This is a genomic window from Nonomuraea sp. AD125B (assembly GCF_041402765.1).
Taxonomy (GTDB): Bacteria; Actinomycetota; Actinomycetes; order Streptosporangiales; family Streptosporangiaceae; genus Nonomuraea; species Nonomuraea bangladeshensis.
The window spans coordinates 1-20611 of record NZ_JBGLOU010000031.1 but is presented as its reverse complement, the minus strand read 5'-3'; the positions used below and the strand labels follow the sequence as shown (position 1 = coordinate 20611).

Below are 20611 nucleotides of genomic sequence, written 5' to 3'. Positions count from 1 at the left end.
GAAGGGCGTTGAGCAGCCATCCGGTTGTAACCCGAACGGGCCAACGCAAGCAGCGAGTATCATCGCCGTAACTTCTGTGATGAGAAGCCTGGAAAGGCCGCCCCTGCTCTAGGTGGCGGCCTTTCTGCGTGCCTGCCGGTGCAGGTCTCCCTAGGATGTCGGTTGTCACCGACGCCGGTGACAACTCATCACAGGAGGACCTATGACCGTCAACCTTGGTCGCCACGGCAGGATGACGCCGTGACTACCCCACCCCCAACCTCCGTACAGCTTGACTCCGCAGCCGTCCAGGAACAGCTCGCTGCCATCTGGGCCCTCCTGGCGCCCGCTGACCGGGCTCTGTTCGAGAGCGTCGTCGCCGCCATCGCTGGCCGGCCCATCCGCGTCACGATCGGCAACATGAAGGGCGGCGTCAACAAAACCACGACCGCCGTCCATCTGGCTCTTGCCCTCGCGCTCACAGGCGACCCCGTCCTGCTCGTCGACGGCGACCCGAAGAACCAGAGCAGCCTCATGTGGAAGCTCGGCGCGGGTGACGAGTGGCCGGTCAACCTGACCGTCATGCCATGGGCCACGCCGGACCTGGCTAAGCGGGTGACCGCGATGGAGGGACAGTTCACACATCTGGTCATCGACACCAGTCCGCAACACGATGACATCCTGCGGGCCGGGCTGATGGTGACAGACACCTTCGTGATTCCCTGTCAGCCCACCCCCATGGACACCGCCCAGCTGGACTCGACGTTCAAGGTGGCCGAGCAGATGGACTCGCTCAAGGCTGCTCACGGTGGCGAGCTGGCCGCGATCGTCTTGTTCGCCCGAGCCAAGCAGGCCGGCGGCAACGACACGAACCTGCTGCGCACCTCTTACGCCCGGGTAGAGAAGAAGGACTACCCAGTGTTCTCCACACCGCTGTATGACTCCATCCGGTACGCCGAAGCGTTCGGCATGTTCCCACGCGCTTTTCGCGACTACGGCAAGGTGTTCGCCGAACTGGCAGCTTTCGCTCTCGGCATGGACGAAGTACCTGGCCTGCAAGGGGAGCGGAAGTGACACCTCCGGCTGACGCCCGCGAGCAGCATCGCCCGCCGCAGCGCAGGCGGGCAGCCGACCGAGGCAACGCCGCCGAGGACGCCTTCGAGCGCCTGGAGAGAGCACAGCAGGAGGCTGCGGCCCTGTCCGCCCAGGCCGACATTTCTTGGACAGCTCCGGCAGGCTCCGGTGCAGAGGTTGTGGTGAGTAGTCGCCCCGAGGTAGCTCCAACCGCCACGGCCCCGACCGACGCCTTCGTGGAGAAGATTTCCAGCGGAGTGGTACCGACGCTGGAAGATTGCGAGCGACACATCACCACGGTCACTATGCAGTGGCTGCTGGCGGTGGGTCGCGCTCTTGAGGCGATCCGCGAGCACGAGTTGTTCAAGGAGAAGGGCTACACATCGTTCACGGCGTACATCAAGGCCGAACACCCATGGCATCCGTCGTACGTGTCTCGCGTCATCGCTGACATTCCCGTTGTAGAGGCACTGGCCGAACACGGCGTGGACCGTGATGTAAACGAGGGCCAGGCCACCGCTGTGAGACCCGTGCTCGAGGAGTACGGTCGAGAGGCGCTGTACGAAGTGTGGGACTCAACCCAGGGCAAAAAATCAGCCGCCGCGCTCGTGCGGGTGGCCCGAGCCAAGGGATACCTACCCGCCGAGGAAGATGCCGGCGAACTCGCGCAGGAAGGGAGCGTCTACTCCAGGAACCTGAGCCGCTTCCGAGAGTTCGCCATGCTGGTTACTGACGGCGAAGGAAAGCGCCTCATCGAGGCCGCGAAGGAAGACCCAGACTGGGGCAAGGACGTACTCTTCCCAGCGCTGCAACAAGCGGTGTGGGTGTTGGAGTCGGAGTTCGGCAAGAACGGTTGATCTTGATGACAAATTTGTCATCAAGATCAACCGTGGGTGCCCCGCCAGTACTGGTTGGGCACCCTCTAACGTAGATCGCCTCGGCCGAACCTCCTGGTGCACTCGGACCTCCGCGTGCGCCGAGGCTCTCCAGATCGCAGCGCTGGAGTTGCCTCTGCCGACGACTTGCACGCTGGTGCCTCCCGCATGCACTTGCTCCTCCAGAACTGGCCACCAGAGGAGGAACACATGCACGAGGACACCACCCCTACAGAAAACGCTCAAGATTCCGAGGCCATAGAGGGCCAGTTCTCCACGACGGCCAGCTCGTCCGCTGCTGATGACCCGGCGGGGCGACTCGTGGTGGTCGCCAACGCCGCCATGGTTGGTGTGCCGGCCGCGTACATGACCACGCAGTCCGTCCCGGTCACTCTGACCACGGCGGGGGTTGCTGTCGCCTTCGCGATCCTGGCCCGCCGGCGACGCTGAGAGTCCGGCTACCAGACTTTCCCGGACCGGTTTTGCACGCTGGCCTCCCCGATCGCACTCTTAGACCAAACGGGGCGGGACTCGTTCGCCAACGACTCCCGCCCCGCCATATGCCGGAAAGACCGGCAGAGCTGCCGGAACCCTCCAGCGGCAGCCATCTCGAGAGGAAACGGCTCACATGCTCAGGAGTCTGCAAGCGGCGACCACCTCTCGCCTCGAACCAACAGGCGAGAAGACAAGGAGCACGATTCAGTGTCCACGTTCGAGCAGCTGGAGACGAAGACCCAGGACGTCCTGCGGGATGAGTTCGAGGACTTCTACCGGGGCAACTTCGCAGATCTCGTCTGGTTCCTGATCCGCTGGGGCGCGCGGGCAGAAGCGGAGGACGCTGCCCAAGAGGCCATGAAGGACGCCTTCAGGAACTGGTCGAGCATCCACTCCGCCCCCAGGTTGTGGGTGCGCGCTGCGGCGACGAGGATCGTCCTTCGTCACCGTCAGAAGAACAAGCTTCTCCAGAACAAGCTTTTCTTCAGTTGCCTTGCGGATCACGTGTCCTACAGTTCCAGCGCCTTGCTGGTGCTGGAGATGCTGGACACGCTGCCCAGGGAGCAGCGCGAGGTCATGGCGTGGATCATCGACGGCTACGAGCCCGGAGAGATCGCGGCGATGACGGGCCAGAAGCCTGCCACGGTGCGCTCCCATGCCCGTCACGCCCGGGAGAAGCTCAAGGCACTGCACCGCCAGCACATCGAAGCGGCAGGAAAGGAGGCAAGCGATGGACCGTGAACGAGACCTTGAACTCGACACTCTTCTCACACTGGCATCCAGGTCCGCGCTGGAGTCCTTGGACGCAGTGATCGACGTCGAGCAGCGGTTGCGCGACCTGTACCACGACATAGCCGACGAGCCTGACGCATCCGCCAGTAATGTCGTCTACGACGGATCGGCCGACCACACCGCCAGCTGGTCCGGCCCTTCGTCGCCTCGGTAGGTCGCACAACGCGGACGAGCCTCCTGGGCTACTGACGAGGTGACCCAGGGGGCTCATCTATGCCCGAGATTGCCTCCTGACATGGGTCTTGCTGGCCTTCCGGGAGGATCAGAACTGATTATGGCGCTACGGTCCGTTGATGACGGCAGGCGTGGTGATGTGGTGGCCGGGGTCGGGCTTGCGATCGGGAGTGGCCTGGCTGTAATCGCCGAAGGGTCGATCGCATTCGGCGATGGCGGCGCTGGCCCCGTTGTGGGCGCGAGCTCGGGTACACGCGATGGTGTTGATCCGCTCCGGAGCACTGGCGTGAGCTCGGGCAGGTGGTGTTCGGAGAGGCCCACGGGGAGCTGGCTGTGCAGGAAGATCGGCGGTAGCCGATGAATGCGCCGTACGCTCCGAGACGACCATCCTTTGCCGAGGGGAGCGACGGCCATGCCCTTTTCCGCCTTACGGTTCAGCCACGACAGTGCTTTCGAGCGCTACGTTCTAGATGAGATCGCGCCTGCCCTCCTCCTCACCCCCGGGCTGCAGGTGGTGGACTACCGGGATGAGAGCCGTGACAGTCCGCGGATCCACGCTCTGGTGGGCGGGGCCCCGGCGCGCGCCGTCGCGCACGTCAACGGGCAGTCGGTCGGGGTCGACGTCACTCCAATGGTCTTTGGAGCCGCGTGGAAGGTTGTGGATCTCGTTCTGGACGGCATCTTCAGCCCTACCCCGAAACCAATGTCGATCGAGGCCAAGTGCAGCAATGCCGTCACTGGGAATGGCCCGCAGCGCCTGCCGCCCTTCAGAGGCGAGGTGGACCTGTGGCGGCGTGTCATGTGCCTGTACGCGCACACGGCGGATCTGCGGCATTCTGTCGTGCACCGTGAGTTGATTGTGCACGCCGATGGACAGCTCGAAGCCTCGCCGGATCCGGCACAGACAAGAGCGCCCACGATCATGACGCGGGAGGAGCTGGGCTATTTCTTCCGTGCCGTGCAGGGCTTCACGGCGGCCTTGATCAGCGGAAGTGTCACTGCGCGCGAGCGCGCCAATCTGCTGTTCCTGCTCGACCAGTTGCAGGCGCACCATGGCCTAAGTGCGCTGGGCGGCCGGGAAGTCACCCGCATGGTCCTCATCCTGGCCACGCCCCAGGTGACCAGCGACGGCTTGAGTTTCGACGCCAGGCCGGTCCTGCAACTGGTGCGCGGCAAGTGGCCGTCCGCCGGGATCGACCTGCTGCTGCGCCTTCCGGACGGCACCATTTTGGGAGGCGAGTTGGAACAGGCGCCTGACGACAGGCCAGCCGTCATCCGTGTCCAGCGCCCGCCCAAGTGGCTCAAGGTCCGCCCGGCCGCCGAGTGGAGTAGGTGGGATCGCCTCGGAACTCGCTGACCTGATGGCCCACACTCGGGTCGGTTCGGCGCGGGAGGCCTTCGGAAGGAGAGAGATCGTCAGCGTGAGGGGGCGGCGTCTGCGGCGGCGGGTGGATCGTCGCTCTCTAGCGCCCGGTACAGCGTCGAGCGTCCGACACCGAGCTCTCCCACTTTCCGCCTCATGCGTGACCGGCTACTAATGGCTTTGTGAGGCATCTGTACTGGGATCTCGGAGAAACCGGGGCCGGCGCCTGCTTCGAGGTGGACTGGCGCGGCTCGACCGCCCGGGTGGCCCTCATGGACAGCGACGACTACCAGGCATACCTCGACGGGGACGACTACGAGTACTACGGCGGCTTCTACGACTACAGCCCCCTAACTCTGCAGGTGCCCTACGACGACTACTGGTACCTGATCGTCGACAGCTACGACCGGGTCAAGAAGGTCATGGTCGTCCAGCTCTTCGACTGACCGCGACGCAAGCCGCGCTCCCAGCCTCTGCCGCGCGCGTGCGCGTAGACCGGTCCGGAAAGTCCAGAAACCCTCCCCCTTCCAGGGGACCCGGCACGAAGAGAGCCCCCGGGCCCCCTCAAAAATCAAGGGCCCGGGGGCTCTCGGATGCTCAGGCGGGGGTGTCGCGCTGACGCAGCAGCGCCAGGACCTCGCCGGCGCGAGCGTCGGCGGCCTCGGCACGCTGGACAGCCTCCCGGGCCGACGCCTCTGCGGCGGTCTTGGCCTCCTGGAGAGCGGCGGCCCGCGTCTCGGCGACCTCCGCCCGCTGGATGGCGGTCTGGATCGCGGACTGCGCGGCGGCCAGCTGGCCGCGCGTCTCCTCCAGGCGCTCCCCGGCGGTGGTCAGGTCCTCGCGGAGCCGGGTGGGCCTCCTCGGCGTGCTGCTGGCGGACCTGGTCCAGCTCGGCACGCAGACGCTCGGTCTCGGCGCGGGTCTGCGCAGCGGCGGTCTCCGCGGCCGCCCGCGCCTCCTCCAGCGCGGCCACCTGGGCGCGGACGACGGCCAGGTCCTTGCCCAGCTCCCGGTTGGCTTTCTCCAGCTCGCGGTTACTGCGCTGCAGCTGCTCGGAGCGTTCCCACTCCTTCTGCTGCTCCTGCTGGGCATGCACCGCGGCGGCGGTCACCTGCCGCTCGCGCTCAGACTCGCGTCACGGACCATCCGCTCGGCGACGCGTTTGGCCTCCACGGCCTGCTCACGCTCCCGCGCGGCTGCGGCCGCCGCCCGTACGGCGCGCTCGCGCTCGCCTTCAGCCGTGACGGCCGCGGTGCGGGCTTCGGCGGCGGCCTGCTCGGCAACGGCGATGCGAGTCACCGCGTCATCGCGCACGACGGTCAGCGCGTCGGTGTGGCGCAGCAGGGCCTGCTGCAGGCCGTTCAGGCCCGCGCTGAGCGTGGTGGTCGCGGCCAGCACCGGGCCGGCCGGCCGCGTCGAACAGGTCCAGCGCGCCGTCGCCACGGCCGCGCGCTCGGCGGCGACCTTCTGCTTGCAGGTCTTGCCAGCTCGTCTCCTGAGGACGAACCCGTCGATGCCAGCCGCGGCCGGGTCGGCGGGGGCGGGCGCGAGGTACTCGGCGATGGCCCGGCGACACCAGGCGGTCCCTGCGGGGCCCGCTCTCGCTGTCGAGCTGGGACCCCTGTGATGCGCTCGGCGTCGGCAGGTGCCGGTCGATGAGGTCGTCCAGGGCGTGACGGATGGCGGTGCGCTCAGGGCTCTCAGGAAGAGCGCGGCGGGCGGTGTGCAGGGCGCGGGCAATAGTGGCCTGCCCCACGTCGAGGAACGTGCGGTACGTCCGCCCTGCGCCAGTCGGCCGACTGTAGGCACCGGGTCAGGCCGCCCCGCTCAACGAGCGCGTTCACCAGAGCTCCTCGTGCACAAGGCGTGGAGGGGGGCCCGCCGGTTGCAACAGCGAACCCCCCGATCTTCGACATCCCTGCCTGCCCAGACAGTTCGACATCAAAGGGATCCCGCGAGATGCAGGACTATGACAGGCAACGCAGTGCACCACTGGTTGTGTTTCTGCCTTGATGGCCATTGTGCAGGGAAAGTTGTTATCGGTCGCGAGGGTCCGAGCATCTTGGAGCACGGCCGGATGCATCCGAACGTTTCTGAACGTGGCTGACCCATCGGGAACGACGCTGGACACCACCTGCACGCCACACAAACACGCTGCCCCACTTTGTCCAAATTTGGGCGAATGGCGTTCCGGGACGCTTAGTCACGTACGTACGCCATCATGGTTACATGCGTGGACGCAAAGGGGTTGCAACCTTGCGCTGCGCGAGACACCAATCCCTGCCTGCCCAGGCAACAGACATCCAAAGGCGGTGTTGCGCATGCGCACGTTGTGCATCCGCATCCCGAGGATCGGCGACGTCCCCGCGTGGCTGATCCTCATCATCATCCTGCTGGCCTTCGCAACTGTGGCGCACGTCGTCGGCATGACCACCGAGGTGATCGTGCTGCTCATCACCACGGTCACCGGCGCGGCGGCCCGGCTCGGCAAACCGCAGCGAAAGACTGTTTGATGGGGGCGCGCGAGCTCGGCCGCGACAACCTCCAGGCGAACCTCTTCTCCGAGACGGTCGCCGTCAACATCTCCCCCCTCTTCGAGGTCTCTCAGGACCCAGACCCCTCAACCAAGGCTCAGCAAGCCCACAACCTCCAGCAGACGGCCCTCCCCCGCGATGTCTCCTCGGCCGCTGCACTCGCTCAACTAGGCGCGCTGATCACGACCTACACGCTGGCCCGGGGCATCACGTGGAAGGCACTGGGGGAGCGTGTCAATCTGCGCCCCCTCATCCTTCAGGGAATAGTGGCTGGAGAAGACGCCAAGGCACCCTGGTCGGTGTACGAGCGCATTTTTAACGCTCTCAAGATTCCTCACGAGCACCGGACGCACGCCCGCGAGCTGTGGATACTGAGTCGCGACAGCAAGAAGGCCAGCGACAGGGTCCGCCCCGTCTTCACCCGCCCGGACACCCTGTATCGGCTGCGGGCCGACATCGCCGGACATGACCTTGAGCCGGACCCGCTGCGGGCCTCCACCAAGGAGGAGTTCCTCGAGGTGATGCGGGAGTTCCACGTCTGGGCGGGCGAGCTGTCCTACCGCGAGATCTCCCTCAACTCGCGCAAGAGCGTGGGCGCCAGCACCTTGTGCGAGGCATTGGACCCCAACAAGCGCCCGCGTCTGCCCACCCTCAAGCTCGTCCAAGCCTTCATCCAGGGGTGTGGTGGCGACGAGGACACCGTGGCCAGGTGGACCACGGCCTGGCGCCAGGTGCGCATGGGCAGATGCGCCGCCGCAGTTTCCCCGCTACGGCCCGTCCAACAGCAGGACGCCAGCTAGCAGTCCCGGCAAGGAAGAGACCCCGCGCAGCGGCCCTCGGACGCACGTTCGAGGGCCTGCTCGCTGTTTCCGGAAGGAGCAAGGGCCACGAGGGTGACCGTACGCGTGACCCTCGTCCAGCCCTTCGACGACTGATCGCATACAGCTCATCTCCGGGGGCCAAACCGGGATCCCGTAATCGGCAACGGCCGGCATCAGGCGGTCGACCTCCGCAGCCCCCTCTCCGCCTCGATCCCCACGGTCGAGCTGGGCGGCGGCGATGCATTCAACGTCGGCTTCACCCACCTTCGCGGGCCGGGGGCCGTCACTCGCGCAGCGCCTGCAGCAGGTCGGCGGCCCGGCTCTCGGCGGGCGGCCTGCGCCTGCTGCTCGAGGCTGTGCGCCGCGGCCTGGGCGGCGGCGAGCTGCCCGCGCACCTCGCTGACTGTTCGCTGGGCGGCGGCCCGGTCCTCGCGCTGCCGTGCGGTCTCCTCAGCGTGCTGTCGGCGGGCCTGGTCCAGCTCGGCGCGTAGACGCTCGGACTCGGCGCGGGCCTGCGCGGTGCGGGAGGCCTTTAGAAGGAGGGATCGTCAGCATGAGGGCGCGGCGTCCGCAGCGGCGGGCGGATCGTCGCTCTCCAGCGCCCGATACAGCGTCGACCTGCCGACACCGAGCTCCAGGGCGATCTGGGTGACCGACTGGCCGCGCTCGCGCCGGGCCCGGGCGGCGGCGAGCACGTCGTCGGTGACTGTGGCCGGGCGGCCGCCGACGCGGCCGGCGGCGCGGGCGGCGTCCAGGCCCTCCAGGGTGCGCTCGGTGATGAGGTCGCGTTCCATCTCGGCGGCCATAGCCGCGACCAGGAACAGCATTTTGTCGGCGATGGACTGCCCGTTCGGGCGGTGGATGCCGGCGCAGATGCCGGTCAGGATGTGCAGGTTGATGCCGCGCGGCGCGAGCTCGTCTTCGAGGAAGACCAGCAGTTCCTTGACGCTGCGGGCGACGCGGTCGGGCTTGGTGATGACCAGCGTGTCGCCGGCCTTCATCGACGCCAGGGTGGCCTGGAGCTTGGGGCGGTCCTTGCGGCGGGTGGAGATGGTCTCCTCCACGACCTCGCGGCAGTCGGCGGCGCCCAGCAGCTCCAGCTGGGCGGCGTGGTCCTGGCCCAGGGTGGAGACCCTGGCGTAGCCGACGCGGATCGCGTTCGACGACTCGGCGGGCCCAGTCATGGGCTCAGTCACAGGTGCTGCGTCTCTCGGCTCGCTCCTGGCGGGCCTGCTGACGCCGGCGCCGGTCCTGCTCTTCCATGTCGGCGTCGGCATCGATGATCATGGCTTGCTCGGTGGGCGTGAGATCCGTCCAGGCAGGGCTCCGGAAGAACGGCGCCGCGACATCGGGCGGCATCATCCTGAGCAGCGCGGCGGTCAGGCGGGCGTGCACGCGGTCCATGTTCGGCTCGGCCATCTTCTAATCGGTCCCGGTCGGGTGGTCCTCCGTACTGTCCCGAAATCCGTCCCGAAACTCAACGCCTTGACCAAGATTTCCAGGACGGGTGTCAGTTTGGAGCCGTCTGCACGGAATGCGCGCAGTGGTCTGCACGCCGGCACCGTGAACAAGCTGCCGTCGACCCGACGATGGGGACCATGAAGAGCCCGACGACCTCGCTGCGGGAGGGGGCGTCCGAACAGGAGACGGATGATCTCGTAGAACAGGCGGGGCTAGACTCGTGCTCCGGCGCGTGGTATCGGCGGTCGAAGACGGCGATGAGCCAGTGGCCGTACGGGGTGTCTTCACGCCGGGCCCGAGCGCTGGAGGCCCTCCGGCCCGGACGCCCGCCCCGAAATTGTCGGTGGGAACGGGTAAGGTCGCGCCAAGCATTCAGGCCCGATGCCTGATCCATCTCCTGACTCCCAGTGGCGGTCTTCCGCCGGGGGTGTCCGCAATTCTCGCTGCTTGCCCCCGATTGTTCAGGGGCAGCACGGGCGCGGCGACGGAAGTTGGAGTAGGACGGGATCCGAACACGCGTGCCATCGCGATCGATGGGGCGTGGCCGGGAGCTGGAAGCCTCCGAGAGCCAACGGAGGTCCGGGCCTTGATGTCCTGTCCGGACCAAACCGGGTCCGGCAGCCCGACCTCGTCGGCGACTGCCGACGCCTTACTCGGAGGTTCCCCATGACCATCACGAGCCCGCCCCCCGACGACAACCCGTTCCCGGGCGCCGACAAACGCGAGTGGACCGATCGCTTGTCGACTGCCCTCGCCGCGGAGATGAACCTGCCGCTGCACATCACCAACGCCATCGCGGCGTACTTCGTCCATCCCAAGGATCTCCTGACCAAGCCGCGCGGCGACAGCCGGTACTGGCTGAGGCCCGAGGCCATTACCCGCGAGGGCAGCCTCAAGATCCTCAACGGGACGGTGCACGGGTTCGCCGGCAGTCCCAGCGAATACAACGAGCGGATTCGCTCGGCCTTCCACTCGCCCGTGCGTCCGGGCGCCGATCCCCTCCTGATGCTGCCCGCTCTGGAGACGGGCCACCTCGCCGGGAGGCCCGCCCCGTTCCTCACCACCAGCCCAGTCACGCCCAACCACCTGGCGAGCCTGCTGGAGACGATGGAGAGTGCGCTGGACCAGGCCGACGGAGACCGCGGCTACCGGCTGGCCGAAGACGTCGCCACTCATGGCCAGCAGACCCAGACACTGCACGTGCCGCTGGTCCGCCGGATCCACGAGGAGGGTTCCGGCGACGCGGGAGAGCGGTCGGTCGTGGACCTGATGTCGATCAGGGGCGCGAACCGGTCCCGCGCTCGTCTCACCCTCCATGGCCTCAAAGCTCGGGACATCGTGTTCGGGATCCGGCCGCAGGAGATGTTGCGCAACAAGAACAAGCAGGACGGAGCCTGGCTCGACGACCCGATCAGCGCCGACCCGTACTACTGGGTTCCGATCCTCGCCGACCTTCTGCGGGAGATCTACGCCGACCCTGGCCACTCCGAGCACGAGGCCGTCCGGCGGGCCGCGCGGGTGGCCACCGTCCCGTTCCAGCTCGTCATCGGCGCCGACGACCTGAGCAGCTTCCACAACGCGGTGTTCGATCCCAACCGCGTCGACCACCGCAGGCCGCCCCTGGACTACGGCCTCGCAGACAAGGCGGCCTCGGACGTGCGCGCTCTGCTGCGCGAACTGACCACAGCCGGACGCCTCACTGAAGCCAACCGTGCCTGGCTCGCCGGCGAAGGCCCCGATCCCTCCCCTCGCCCCGGAGAGTCCCCGGTCGACGCCCGGGATCGCCGCGACATCGCGCTCTTCAACGCGGTGTTCCCGGAGGACACCGCCGACCGGGCCCTGGTCCGTGAGGTGATCGGAGAGCCTGCGCCGTACGCCACTGGGAGGCGCCACGTGGAGAACCGCACCCGCATGATCTCTGCGGTGATCAGCGACGGCTACAGCCAGCGGTGGAACCCCCGCGTGCTCGACGGGCTGCTGCCCGCCGGAGCCATCAAGAACGGCGGCTTCCGCGCCTCCCCGGACAGCTGGTCCACGTTGCTGGAGCGGGCCGAGAAGGGCGACAGCGACGCCCTGGAGACCTTCCTGGTGACGCGGGGCATCCACTGGCTCGCCGAACACAAGATCGTTGAGGCCGATCGCGGCTCCATGGGGGCGCAGGCTCAGGACGGCACAGAAGGTGAGAAGAACGCGCCACGGATCCGCCGCGGGGGCGTCAACGTCCGCGCGGCCTTGCTGCTCGCCCCCGTCCGCGCCATCGCCCTCATGCGGGAGCTGGCCCACGCCACCAACACCGGCGCCCTCCCCCGCCAGATCGACGAGCAGGGGTGCCCGATCCCGGGCACGGTCGCGACCCGCACCTGGTTCGACGCCGACGACGTCTTTCCCAAGACTGGCACGAGGCGTCCCAAAAAGCCCACGCCGTCTCCCGAACCAGGCGACGCCCCCGCTCAGCCCGATCCCACCCCGCAGGAGCTCGTGCTCCGGGCACTCACTGACTTTCAGGCAGTCGTGGCCTTGGGCCTGCCGACGCAGGTCGCCGGGGCAATCCAGGCAGCCCGGGAGTTGCATGACAAAGCGACCGGCGCAGGCCTGCCCGCCTTCCCGGTGAACGTCGCCGACACCGTCATCCCCGTGCTGATCGACGCCCTGAACGCGTTGCGAACCGACGTGAAGGGCCTGAGCACGCTCTTGATCGCTCTCCAGGGCGGCACCGCCGACATCGACGACTTCAACTCGGCCTGCATGACCTACCTCAACCGGGCGGCCGACCAATGATCCCGGCCACCTCGCTGCCTGCCGGCCCCGTCCTGACCCGGCCCATGCTCGCCGCCCTCCCCCTGACGGCAGGCCCTTACCTCATCGCCCCTTACCTGGCGCCCACCCGCTTCAGCGACTACGAGGCATTCACCGAGTTGGGCATCCTCACCGCCATCTATCTGATCACCGACTCCGACAGCCGCATCCGCTGGCTGGGCCAGGCCAGCCGCGATGACGGTCTCGCTGCCCGCCTCGCCGAACATCACCGCGATCCCGGCCGCCGCGCGGTGTTCGCCACCATTCGCGCGCTGCACCTGCACGACCACACCCCGCCCAGGGTCCTCAACTCCATTGAAGGACGTTGTGCAGACCAGTTGCAGCTGCGATCGGTGATGGCACCCCGCCGCTGGCCGACCTCCCATACCTGACAGCACGAGGTCGCCGGCCTTCGGTTCATCCCTGTCGCCGCTTAGACTGCCGCCCCACGGTCTGAGCGGCGACCTCTACCAGCCTCCGTCAAGGCCCGCGGTCGCCGTCCCTCAGCGGCTGGAGAACCAGGCGGCGAGGCGGTCGGCGAGGCCTCGCCTACCAGCTCCTCCAGCGCGGGGTGCGCGGGGTGCGCGCCGAGCTCGGCGGCCAGGGCGCGCAGCGCGATCGCGTACGCCCGTGCGGTGTTGGCCGCAGCTCCTAAAGCTCCCGCAAGCCGCCGCTCAGAACGACCCCCATAAGGCCGGCTGAGGACAGGTAACGCGTTCGTCACTATGCGTCCGTTCCTGCCGATACGGGAGCACTCTGGAGGCATGTCGAAGACGCCCGGGAATGAGCGAGTGGCGGGTTCACGGCTGTGGCGGGTCGTGGCGATCGCCTCGATCGTCGTCCTGGCAGTCTGTCTGGTGGCCGTGCTGGTCTGGTTCTTCGCCGATCCACTGCACCTGCCCGACGATCTGCTCCAGGTGCTGGATCAGCGGGCCAGCGTGGTCGGCATGTTCACCGGCATGGCGCTGGGGACGGCCGCCCTAGTGGTTTCGGTGGTGGCGTTGCGGGCGCAGCTGCGCGCCGAGCACGCCCCGAGCACGCCGCCCGCGGTCTCGACCGGTGATGTCGCACGAAATGTACGAATGGAAGGCAACGCCTCCGGGCAGGGGCGGGTGTATCAGGCAGGCGGCGACCAGACCATCAACGAACGATGACCATCCCGCCAGCCGCCCCTCGGCAGCGGCCGGACGTCCGGATGGACGGGGCCGCTCGTGAACACGGCCGCACCTACCAGGCGGCCGGTGATCAGACCATCAACGAGATCACCCAGCAGGATCCACGGCGGCCGCTGCCGCAGGCCGGCACCGTGCCGGTGCCGGCGGGGCTGTCGGGCCTGCCGCGCCGCCCCACGACGACCTTCGTCGGCCGGGACGAGGCCCTGACCGCGCTGCGCCAGACGCTGCACGACACCACGGCCGCCGGGGTGATCAGCCAGGCCGTGCTCGGGCTAGGCGGCGTCGGCAAGAGCGAACTGGCCCTGCAGTACGCCCACCACCACCGCGGCGACTACGAACTGGTGTGGTGGATCGACGCCGACGGCCCCGAGCGGATCCGGGCCGGGCTGGCCGCCCTGGCCCGGGAGCTGACCTGCGGCATCGACTCCGTCGCCGCCGAACAGGCCACCACCGCCGAAGCCGCCGCCTGGGCGCTGAACTGGCTGGCCACCCACCCCGGCTGGCTGATCATCCTCGACAACGTCGAAGACGTCGCTGACGCCGAGCCGTACCTTTCTCGCTTGGCCCACGGCCACGTGCTGATCACCACCCGCCGCGACATCGGCTGGCAGCACCTGGACATCACCCCGCTCCGGCTGGAGCTGTTGTCCCGCCCGGCCGCGATCGCCCTGCTGGCTGGCCTGATCGGCCCGCCGGACTCAGCCGACGCCGACGGGCTGGGCGAACTGGCCGAACAGCTGGGGGATCTGCCGCTCGCGCTGACCCAGGCCGGCGCCTACATCGCCCGCACTCCCCGGATGCCCCTGACCAGATATCTGGAGCTGCTGACCACCACGCCCGCCCGCATGTACGCCACCGCAGCACCAGCCGGCGGTGACGCCGAGCGGGTGGTGGCCACAGTGCTGACCCTCAGCCACACCCGCATCCAGGCCATCAGCCCGCTGGCCATCGACGTGCTGAACCTGCTGGCCTGCTTCGCCCCCGACAACCTGCCCTGCTCCGTCCTGGACGGCCTGCCCGAGACCGACCCGCTACAGGTCGGCGAGGCGCTAGCACTGCTGGAGTCCTACAGCCTGATCACCCTTACGCCCAGCCCCGTCGAGCTCGTGGCCGGCCAGCCAGAGGACCTGGTCAGCGTGCACCGCCTCGTCCAAGCCGCCACCCTGCACCAGCTGACCCCCGACCAGCGCGATCAAGTCCACAGCACTGCGGCGGACCTGATCCTGGCCGCGCTCCCCGACGATCCGCACACCACTCGCACCTGGCCCGCCTACCAAGCGCTCCTGCCACACGCCCGCACCGCACTGCCGCCACACTCCCACGGGCTGTACCAGCTGTTCGACTACCTCCATGCCCGTGGCGACCACACGACCATCGTCCAACTCCAGCAAGACGCCTATTCCCATGTTCTGGGAACACTGGGCGACGACCACCCTGCCACCTTGACCGCCCGGTACAACCTCGCCTGCGGGATAGGAGAGGCAGGGGACGCGGCCGCTGCCCGCGACCAGCTCGCCGCCCTGCTCCCCGTCGAAGAGCGCGTCCTAGGCCCCGACCACCCCTCTACCCTGAACACCCGGAACCAGCTCGCCCGCTGGACGGGGCAGGCAGGGGACGCTGCCGCTGCCCGCAATCAGCTCGCCGCCCTGCTCTCCGTCGAAGAGCCCGTCCTGGGCCCCGACCATCCCGACACCCTGCGCACTCGGCACCAGCTCGCCGACTGGACGGGGGAGGCGGGGGAGGCGACGGCCGCCCGTGACCAGTTCGCTGCCCTGCTCCCCATCCACGAACGCGTCCAGGGTGCCGACCACCCCGACACCCTGACCATCCGGCACCAGCTCGCCCACTGGACCGGGCAGGCCGGAGACGCGGCCGCCGCCCGCGACCAGCTCGCCGCCCTGCTCCCCATCCACGAACGCGTCCAGGGTGCCGACCACCCCGACACCCTGGCCACCCGGCACAACCTCGCCGCCTCGACGGGGGAGGCCGGAGACGCTGCCGCCGCCCGCGACCAGCTCACCGCTCTGCTCCCCATCCGTGAACGCGTCCAGGGCCCCGACCACCCCAACACCCTGAACACCTGGCACAGCCTCGCCCACTGGACCGGGCAGGCCGGAGACGCGGCCGCCGCCCGCGACCAGCTCGCCGCCCTGCTCCCCATCCGTGAACGCGTCCAGGGCCCCGACCACCCCTCCACCCTGAACACCCGATACCAGCTCGCCCACTGGACCGGGCAGGCCGGAGACGCGGCCGCCGCCCGCGACCAGTTCGCCGCCCTGCTCCCCATCCACGAACGCGTCCAGGGCCCCGACCACCCCGACACCCTGATCACCCGGCACCAGCTCGCCCACTGGACCGGGCAGACCGGAGACGCGGCCGCCGCCCGCGACCAGCTCACCGTCCTGCTCTCCGTCGAAGAGCGCGTCCAGGGTGCCGACCACCCCGACACCCTGATCACCCGGCACCAGCTCGCCCACTGGACCGGGCAGACCGGAGACGCGGCCGCCGCCCGCGACCAGTTCGCCGCCCTGCTCCCCATCCACGAACGCGTCCAGGGCGCCGACCACCCCGACACCCTGATCACCCGGTACCAGCTCGCTCGCTGGGCGGGGCAGGCGGGAGACGCGGCCGCCGCCCGCGACCAGCTCACCGCCCTGCTCCCCATCCACGAACGCGTCCAGGGCCCCGACCACCCCTCCACCCTGAACACCCGGCACAGCCTCGCCCACTGGACCGGGCAGGCCGGAGACGCGGCCGCCGCCCGCGACCAGCTCACCGCCCTGCTCCCCATCCACGAACGCGTCCAGGGCCCCGACCACCCCTCCACCCTGAACACCCGGCACGACCTCGCCCACTGGACCGGGCAGGCCGGAGACGCGGCCGCCGCCCGCGACCAGCTCACCGCCCTGCTCCCCGTCGAAGAGCGCGTCCTAGGCCCCGACCACCCCTCCACCCTGAACACCAGGCACAGCCTCGCCCACTGGACCGGGCAGGCCGGAGATGCGGCCGCCGCCCGCGATCACTGCACCGCCCTGCTCTCCGTCGAAGAGCGCGTCCTGGGATCCGACCACCCCTCCACCCTGAACACCCGATACCAGCTCGCCCACTGGACCGGGCAGGCGGGAGACGCGGCCGCCGCCCGCGACCAGTTCGCTGCCCTGCTCCCCGTAGAAGAGCGCATCCAGGGTGCCGACCACCCCTCCACCCTGAACACCCGGCACAGCCTCGCCCACTGGACCGGGCAGGCCGGAGACGCGGCCGCCGCCCGCGATCAGTTCGCCGCCCTGCTCCCCATCCACGAACGCGTCCAGGGTGCCGACCACCCCGACACCCTGACCACCCGGCAGCAACTCGCCTACTGGACAGGGGAGGGGGAGGAGCCGAGTGGGGGGTGACGGTTCTTCACTTAACGATCGGTTGATGAAGACGATCACTTGGCCGTCCAAGGGCAGGTGGGAGGCTTCAACAACTCGTTCATCTACCTGCCACGTTCAACAACCTCTGACTACCGATTTCCGAGGCCGCGTAGCTGATCACTGCTTCGCTGCCTTCGCCTCGCCACGATCGGTCCCGAGGATGGGGGAATCTGCGGTATCTCCTCCTGGTGGCGATGGGTCTGCTTTACGGTGAGAACTCCCGGCGGTGGCGGATGAGCGGAGCGTGAACGAGATGGACATCGAGCTAGCTCAGGCGGTAGAGGGGCTGCGTGATGAGCTGCTGGCGGCGGCGATGGCCGGGGCGGGCAGCCAGATCGCCTTCGCGGTGGGACCGATCGAGCTGGAGTTCGCGGTGGAGCTGAAGGCCGATGCCAAGGCCAAGGCGGGTTTCAAGGCATGGGTGGTCACGGCCGGGGCGGAGGCCGGGGTGAGCCGGGGTCGTACGCACAAGGTGAAGGTCACGCTGACGCCCAAGCACCCCGACGGCGGCGACGTGCTGATCGCCGGCAGCGAGAACCGCCCGGCCGGGCCCGGCGATGTGTCCGGCTACCTCGAACCCTGACCCATATGCCAGGCCCGGACACGACCGGTGAAGGTGCAGTCCGGGTGGCAACCCCGAAGAGACAGGCAACGGCTGGGGAGGGCGGATGCAGCGGCAGCGGGTGGTGGGCGTGGACGCGGCCAGGCCGGGCTCGGGCTATGTGATCGGGCCGCGGCTGGTGCTCACCTCCGCGCACGTCACCGGCCCGCCTGGCACCCCGGCACGCGTCTACCGGCCGGGCCACCCGGACACCTACGCCGGCGAGGTGGTGTGGCAGGGGACCCCGGACGGGCGTGACGACGCGGCGTTGGTGCTGATCGGCGATGACGCCTGGCAGCCGCCGCAGGGCAGGCCGGTGCGCTGGGGACGCGCCATCACCTTCCGCCCCGACATCCCCTGCACCACGTGGGGGCTTCCCGCCGTGGTGCAGGCCGAGGGCCGGGCGGCCGAGCTGGCCCAGCCCTCCGGAACACTGAATCCCGGCGACCGCCTCATCGGCAACCGGTACGTGATGACGGTGCACGGCACCGCGCCCGCCGATCACCTGGAGGGGTCCTCGCCATGGGCGGGCCTGTCGGGAGCAGCACTGTTCTGTGGCCAGTTGCTGGCCGGGGTCATGGCGGCCGATCCAGCCGGCCGGCAGCACGGCCATCTGGAAGCGGTCCCCGCCTACGTGCTGCACCACAACCCGGAGTTCCGCCGCCTGCTGACCGAGCACGCCGGGCCGGAGACGCCGGAGCTCGAACCGATCGAGTACCAGCACCTGGCATCGGCACCCGAACCCGCCATGGCGGCCTGGGGCGGCTCCCCGGCCGCCCTGCTGCGCGCCCGCCGCCAGGTGGTCCCCTTCCACGGCCGCGATGAGATCTTGCAGGCTCTGCTGGCGTGGGCGACGCTGCCGGGTTTCGGCGCGCATCTGGTGCACGGCCCGGCCGGGCAGGGCAAGACCCGGCTGGCCGCCGAGCTGGCCACCCGGCTCACCGGCCGGCGATGGGCGGTGCTGTGGCTGGACGCCGGCGCCGACGAGACCCAGCTGGCGGCATTGCAGGACGCGGCTGCCCCGCTTCTGATCATCATCGACTACGCCGAATCCCGCCTCCTGCAGCTGCAGGCCCTACTGCAGGCCTGCGCCCGGCGGGGCGAGGAGGCGCCGCTGAAGCTGCTGCTGCTGGCCCGCACCGCAGGCGGCTGGTGGGAGGGCGCGCGGTCGGCCTCCCCGCAGAGCGAGACACTGCTGGACGGCGCCGGCGTCACCCCGCTCCCCGTCCTGGACGACACGCCAGACGGCCGCGTGGCCGGCTACCGGGATGCCGCGCACGCCTTCGCCGCCGAGCTCGACCAGGTGCGGCCTCGTCCTGGCCGGTCGTGGGCCGAGATCGCCGCCGCCCTGGCCGCTCCGCCGGCGGCGCGGATCGCTTCGGGCAATGCGTTGGGCGTGCACATGCTGGCGCTGGCCGACCTGCTGGACATCTCCGCCGGCCTCCCCGACCTCGCTCTCACCGACGCAGCCGCCATCGGGCACCAGCAGGCCGCGGCCATGCTGGTGTCCGCTGAGGAGGTGGAGGATCGGCTGCTGCTTCACGAACGCCGGTACTGGACTAGCTGTGCCGGCGCATATGGACTGCATACTGATGGACAGGTCCTGGCTGAGTGGCTGCTGCACGCGCTGGCGGTTGCCATCGCCTTTGGTGCCCCTGACCCCGGCCAGGCAGAGACCGTACTGGCACGCATCCCAGCGCTGGCCGATCCCGCCATTCGCAGCCGGGTCAGCACCTGGATCGCCGCGCTGTACCCACCGACGGGCCGCCACACGCCGTGGGGCGAGTTGCAGCCCGACCGGCTGGCCGAGCGGTTCCTCGGCCGCCACCTGTGCGCTCATCCCTATCTGATCGATACCTTGCTGCCGGCGGTCGGTAGCGATCAGGTCGATCGACTGCTCACCGTGACCACGCGCGCGGCCGCGCACTCGGTGTTCGCCGGTGAGCTGGACGAGCACATCATCGGCTGGTGTGTGCGCCGTCCTCAGCTGCTAGCCAGCCTGGCGATTCAGGTGGCTACTCGAGTGGAACAGCCCAGGCCTCTGCTGCAGGCGCTGCATCGCCTGCTCGACGAGCCCGCTATCGAGCTTGCCGAGCTAATGGCTTGGTCGGACAGCCTGCCCGAGGCCAGCTTCGCCCTGGCAGAGTGGGCAGCCCAGCTCACCAATCGGCTGCTGGCCGCCTTCCGGGCACAAAACGATCTGAGCGGGCTTGCTCAGAGTCTGAACAACCAATCGGTCCGGCTGGGAGTGCTGGGCCGGCACGAGGAGGCCCTCGAGGCCATCACCGAAGCCGTCGACATCCGCCGCCACTTGGCCGAGGCCCGCCCCGACGCCTTCCTGCCCGACCTCGCCATGAGCCTGAACAACCAGTCCGCCGACCTGGGAGCGCTGGGCCGACGCGAGGAGGCCCTCGAGGCCATCACCGAAGCCGTCGACATCCGCCGCCGTCTGGCCGAGGCCCGCCCCGACGCCTTCCTGCCCGACCTCGCCATGAGCCTGAACAACCAAGCGAACCGGCTAGGAGACCTCGGCCAGCACGAGAAGGCCCTCGAGGCCATCACAGAAGCCGTCCGCACCTATCGCCACCTGACCGAGGCCCGCCCCGACGCCTTCCTGCCCCACCTCGCCGGCAGCCTGAACAACCAAGCGAACCGGCTAGGAGACCTCGGCCAGCACGAGAAGGCCCTCGAGGCCATCACAGAAGCCGTCCGCACCTATCGCCACCTGACCGAGGCCCGCCCCGACGCCTTCCTGCCCGACCTCGCCGGCAGCCTGAACAACCAGTCCACCGACCTGGGAGCGCTGGGCCGGCACGAGGAGGCTCTCGAGGCCATCACCGAAGCCGTCGACATCCGCCGCCGTCTGGCCGAGGCCCGCCCCGACGCCTTCCTGCCCGACCTCGCCATGAGCCTGAACAACCAATCGGTCCGGCTTGGAGAGCTCGGCCTGCACGAGTAGGCCCTCGAGGCCATCACAGAAGCCGTCCGCACCTATCGCCACCTGACCGAGGCCCGCCCCGACGCCTTCCTGCCCCACCTCGCCGGCAGCCTGAAC

General features: G+C 69.1%; 20 protein-coding genes. 16 read left to right on the top strand and 4 right to left on the bottom strand.

Annotation, left to right across the window (positions count from 1 at the left end):
• Nucleotides 1–240: 240 nt before the first annotated feature.
• The 7 genes from ACBR40_RS45630 (at nt 241) to ACBR40_RS45600 (ending at nt 5198) form a co-directional block, all read left to right on the top strand.
• Nucleotides 241–1053, top strand: coding sequence for an AAA family ATPase (locus tag ACBR40_RS45630; protein WP_371252776.1), 813 nt, complete (start codon nt 241–243; stop codon nt 1051–1053).
• Complete coding sequence (locus tag ACBR40_RS45625; protein WP_371252775.1) at nt 1050–1910, top strand: hypothetical protein; 861 nt, start codon at nt 1050–1052, stop codon at nt 1908–1910. Before ACBR40_RS45630 ends, ACBR40_RS45625 begins: the two co-directional genes overlap by 4 nt.
• Before the next feature lie 228 nt (nt 1911–2138).
• Nucleotides 2139–2378, top strand: coding sequence for a hypothetical protein (locus tag ACBR40_RS45620; RefSeq protein WP_371252774.1), 240 nt, complete (start codon nt 2139–2141; stop codon nt 2376–2378).
• A 252-nt stretch (nt 2379–2630) separates the two neighbouring features.
• Nucleotides 2631–3164: an RNA polymerase sigma factor gene (locus tag ACBR40_RS45615; RefSeq protein WP_371252773.1), complete on the top strand. Its 534-nt coding sequence runs from the start codon at nt 2631–2633 to the stop codon at nt 3162–3164.
• Nucleotides 3154–3369: a hypothetical protein gene (locus tag ACBR40_RS45610; RefSeq protein WP_371252772.1), complete on the top strand. Its 216-nt coding sequence runs from the start codon at nt 3154–3156 to the stop codon at nt 3367–3369. Before ACBR40_RS45615 ends, ACBR40_RS45610 begins: the two co-directional genes overlap by 11 nt.
• A 432-nt stretch (nt 3370–3801) precedes the next feature.
• Nucleotides 3802–4746, top strand: a complete 945-nt coding sequence (locus ACBR40_RS45605) for a hypothetical protein (protein ID WP_371252771.1) — start codon at nt 3802–3804, stop codon at nt 4744–4746.
• A 188-nt stretch (nt 4747–4934) separates the two neighbouring features.
• Nucleotides 4935–5198: a DUF1883 domain-containing protein gene (locus tag ACBR40_RS45600; protein WP_371252770.1), complete on the top strand. Its 264-nt coding sequence runs from the start codon at nt 4935–4937 to the stop codon at nt 5196–5198.
• Nucleotides 5199–5349: 151 nt separating this feature from the next.
• Here ACBR40_RS45600 and ACBR40_RS45595 read toward each other — a convergent pair whose 3' ends face one another.
• Both ACBR40_RS45595 and ACBR40_RS45590 read right to left on the bottom strand, forming a co-directional pair.
• Nucleotides 5350–5649 carry a hypothetical protein gene (locus tag ACBR40_RS45595; RefSeq protein WP_371252769.1) on the bottom strand — a complete coding sequence of 100 codons (300 nt, stop codon included), beginning with the start codon at nt 5647–5649 and terminating at the stop codon, nt 5350–5352.
• Between the two features lie 210 nt (nt 5650–5859).
• On the bottom strand, nt 5860–6195 hold the full coding sequence (locus ACBR40_RS45590) for a hypothetical protein (protein ID WP_371252768.1): 336 nt from the start codon (nt 6193–6195) through the stop codon (nt 5860–5862).
• An 878-nt stretch (nt 6196–7073) separates the two neighbouring features.
• On the opposite strand from ACBR40_RS45590, the gene ACBR40_RS45585 reads away from it, so the two are divergent.
• The 3 genes from ACBR40_RS45585 to ACBR40_RS45575 all read left to right on the top strand — a co-directional run bounded on the left by ACBR40_RS45585 (nt 7074) and on the right by ACBR40_RS45575 (nt 8598).
• The gene (locus ACBR40_RS45585; RefSeq protein WP_371252767.1) at nt 7074–7265 is read left to right on the top strand and encodes a hypothetical protein; all 192 of its coding nucleotides are present in this window, start codon (nt 7074–7076) and stop codon (nt 7263–7265) included.
• Nucleotides 7265–8086: a hypothetical protein gene (locus ACBR40_RS45580; RefSeq protein ID WP_371252766.1), complete on the top strand. Its 822-nt coding sequence runs from the start codon at nt 7265–7267 to the stop codon at nt 8084–8086. Before ACBR40_RS45585 ends, ACBR40_RS45580 begins: the two co-directional genes overlap by 1 nt.
• 377 nt (nt 8087–8463) lie before the next feature.
• Nucleotides 8464–8598: a hypothetical protein gene (locus ACBR40_RS45575; RefSeq protein WP_371252765.1), complete on the top strand. Its 135-nt coding sequence runs from the start codon at nt 8464–8466 to the stop codon at nt 8596–8598.
• A gap of 57 nt (nt 8599–8655) precedes the next feature.
• Here the strand turns inward: ACBR40_RS45575 and ACBR40_RS45570 are convergent, their stop codons facing one another.
• Together ACBR40_RS45570 and ACBR40_RS45565 are read right to left on the bottom strand one after the other, a co-directional pair.
• Nucleotides 8656–9291, bottom strand: coding sequence for a recombinase family protein (locus ACBR40_RS45570; RefSeq protein WP_371252764.1), 636 nt, complete (start codon nt 9289–9291; stop codon nt 8656–8658).
• A gap of 4 nt (nt 9292–9295) precedes the next feature.
• A complete protein-coding gene (locus ACBR40_RS45565; protein WP_371252763.1) occupies nt 9296–9526 on the bottom strand; it encodes a hypothetical protein in 231 nt (76 codons plus the stop codon).
• 708 nt (nt 9527–10234) lie between these two features.
• Here ACBR40_RS45565 and ACBR40_RS45560 point away from each other — a divergent pair.
• From ACBR40_RS45560 to ACBR40_RS45535, 6 genes are all read left to right on the top strand, one after another.
• On the top strand, nt 10235–12346 hold the full coding sequence (locus ACBR40_RS45560) for a hypothetical protein (RefSeq protein ID WP_371252762.1): 2112 nt from the start codon (nt 10235–10237) through the stop codon (nt 12344–12346).
• Nucleotides 12343–12756: a hypothetical protein gene (locus tag ACBR40_RS45555; RefSeq protein WP_371252761.1), complete on the top strand. Its 414-nt coding sequence runs from the start codon at nt 12343–12345 to the stop codon at nt 12754–12756. The genes ACBR40_RS45560 and ACBR40_RS45555 overlap by 4 nt, the downstream gene beginning before the upstream one ends.
• A gap of 372 nt (nt 12757–13128) precedes the next feature.
• Entirely contained in the window at nt 13129–13518 is a 390-nt protein-coding gene (locus tag ACBR40_RS45550) for a hypothetical protein (RefSeq protein WP_371252760.1), read from the top strand.
• Complete coding sequence (locus tag ACBR40_RS45545) at nt 13515–16934, top strand: tetratricopeptide repeat protein (protein ID WP_371252759.1); 3420 nt, start codon at nt 13515–13517, stop codon at nt 16932–16934. Before ACBR40_RS45550 ends, ACBR40_RS45545 begins: the two co-directional genes overlap by 4 nt.
• Nucleotides 16935–17208: 274 nt before the next feature.
• Nucleotides 17209–17538, top strand: coding sequence for a trypco2 family protein (locus ACBR40_RS45540; protein WP_371252817.1), 330 nt, complete (start codon nt 17209–17211; stop codon nt 17536–17538).
• A gap of 85 nt (nt 17539–17623) precedes the next feature.
• Nucleotides 17624–20515, top strand: coding sequence for a tetratricopeptide repeat protein (locus ACBR40_RS45535; RefSeq protein WP_371252758.1), 2892 nt, complete (start codon nt 17624–17626; stop codon nt 20513–20515).
• Nucleotides 20516–20611: the final 96 nt, after the last annotated feature.

Bases quoted from the DNA above. Each gene is read 5' to 3' on its own strand.
- ACBR40_RS45570 (WP_371252764.1), bottom strand. From the start codon at position 9,291: ATGACTGGGCCCGCCGAGTCGTCGAACGCGATCCGCGTCGGCTACGCC.
- ACBR40_RS45585 (WP_371252767.1), top strand. From the start codon at position 7,074: ATGCGCACGTTGTGCATCCGCATCCCGAGGATCGGCGACGTCCCCGCG.
- ACBR40_RS45605 (WP_371252771.1), top strand. From the start codon at position 3,802: ATGCCCTTTTCCGCCTTACGGTTCAGCCACGACAGTGCTTTCGAGCGC.
- ACBR40_RS45565 (WP_371252763.1), bottom strand. From the start codon at position 9,526: ATGGCCGAGCCGAACATGGACCGCGTGCACGCCCGCCTGACCGCCGCG.
- ACBR40_RS45555 (WP_371252761.1), top strand. From the start codon at position 12,343: ATGATCCCGGCCACCTCGCTGCCTGCCGGCCCCGTCCTGACCCGGCCC.
- ACBR40_RS45535 (WP_371252758.1), top strand. From the start codon at position 17,624: ATGCAGCGGCAGCGGGTGGTGGGCGTGGACGCGGCCAGGCCGGGCTCG.
- ACBR40_RS45540 (WP_371252817.1), top strand. From the start codon at position 17,209: ATGGACATCGAGCTAGCTCAGGCGGTAGAGGGGCTGCGTGATGAGCTG.
- ACBR40_RS45610 (WP_371252772.1), top strand. From the start codon at position 3,154: ATGGACCGTGAACGAGACCTTGAACTCGACACTCTTCTCACACTGGCA.
- ACBR40_RS45620 (WP_371252774.1), top strand. From the start codon at position 2,139: ATGCACGAGGACACCACCCCTACAGAAAACGCTCAAGATTCCGAGGCC.
- ACBR40_RS45560 (WP_371252762.1), top strand. From the start codon at position 10,235: ATGACCATCACGAGCCCGCCCCCCGACGACAACCCGTTCCCGGGCGCC.
- ACBR40_RS45550 (WP_371252760.1), top strand. From the start codon at position 13,129: ATGTCGAAGACGCCCGGGAATGAGCGAGTGGCGGGTTCACGGCTGTGG.
- ACBR40_RS45580 (WP_371252766.1), top strand. From the start codon at position 7,265: ATGGGGGCGCGCGAGCTCGGCCGCGACAACCTCCAGGCGAACCTCTTC.
- ACBR40_RS45545 (WP_371252759.1), top strand. From the start codon at position 13,515: ATGACCATCCCGCCAGCCGCCCCTCGGCAGCGGCCGGACGTCCGGATG.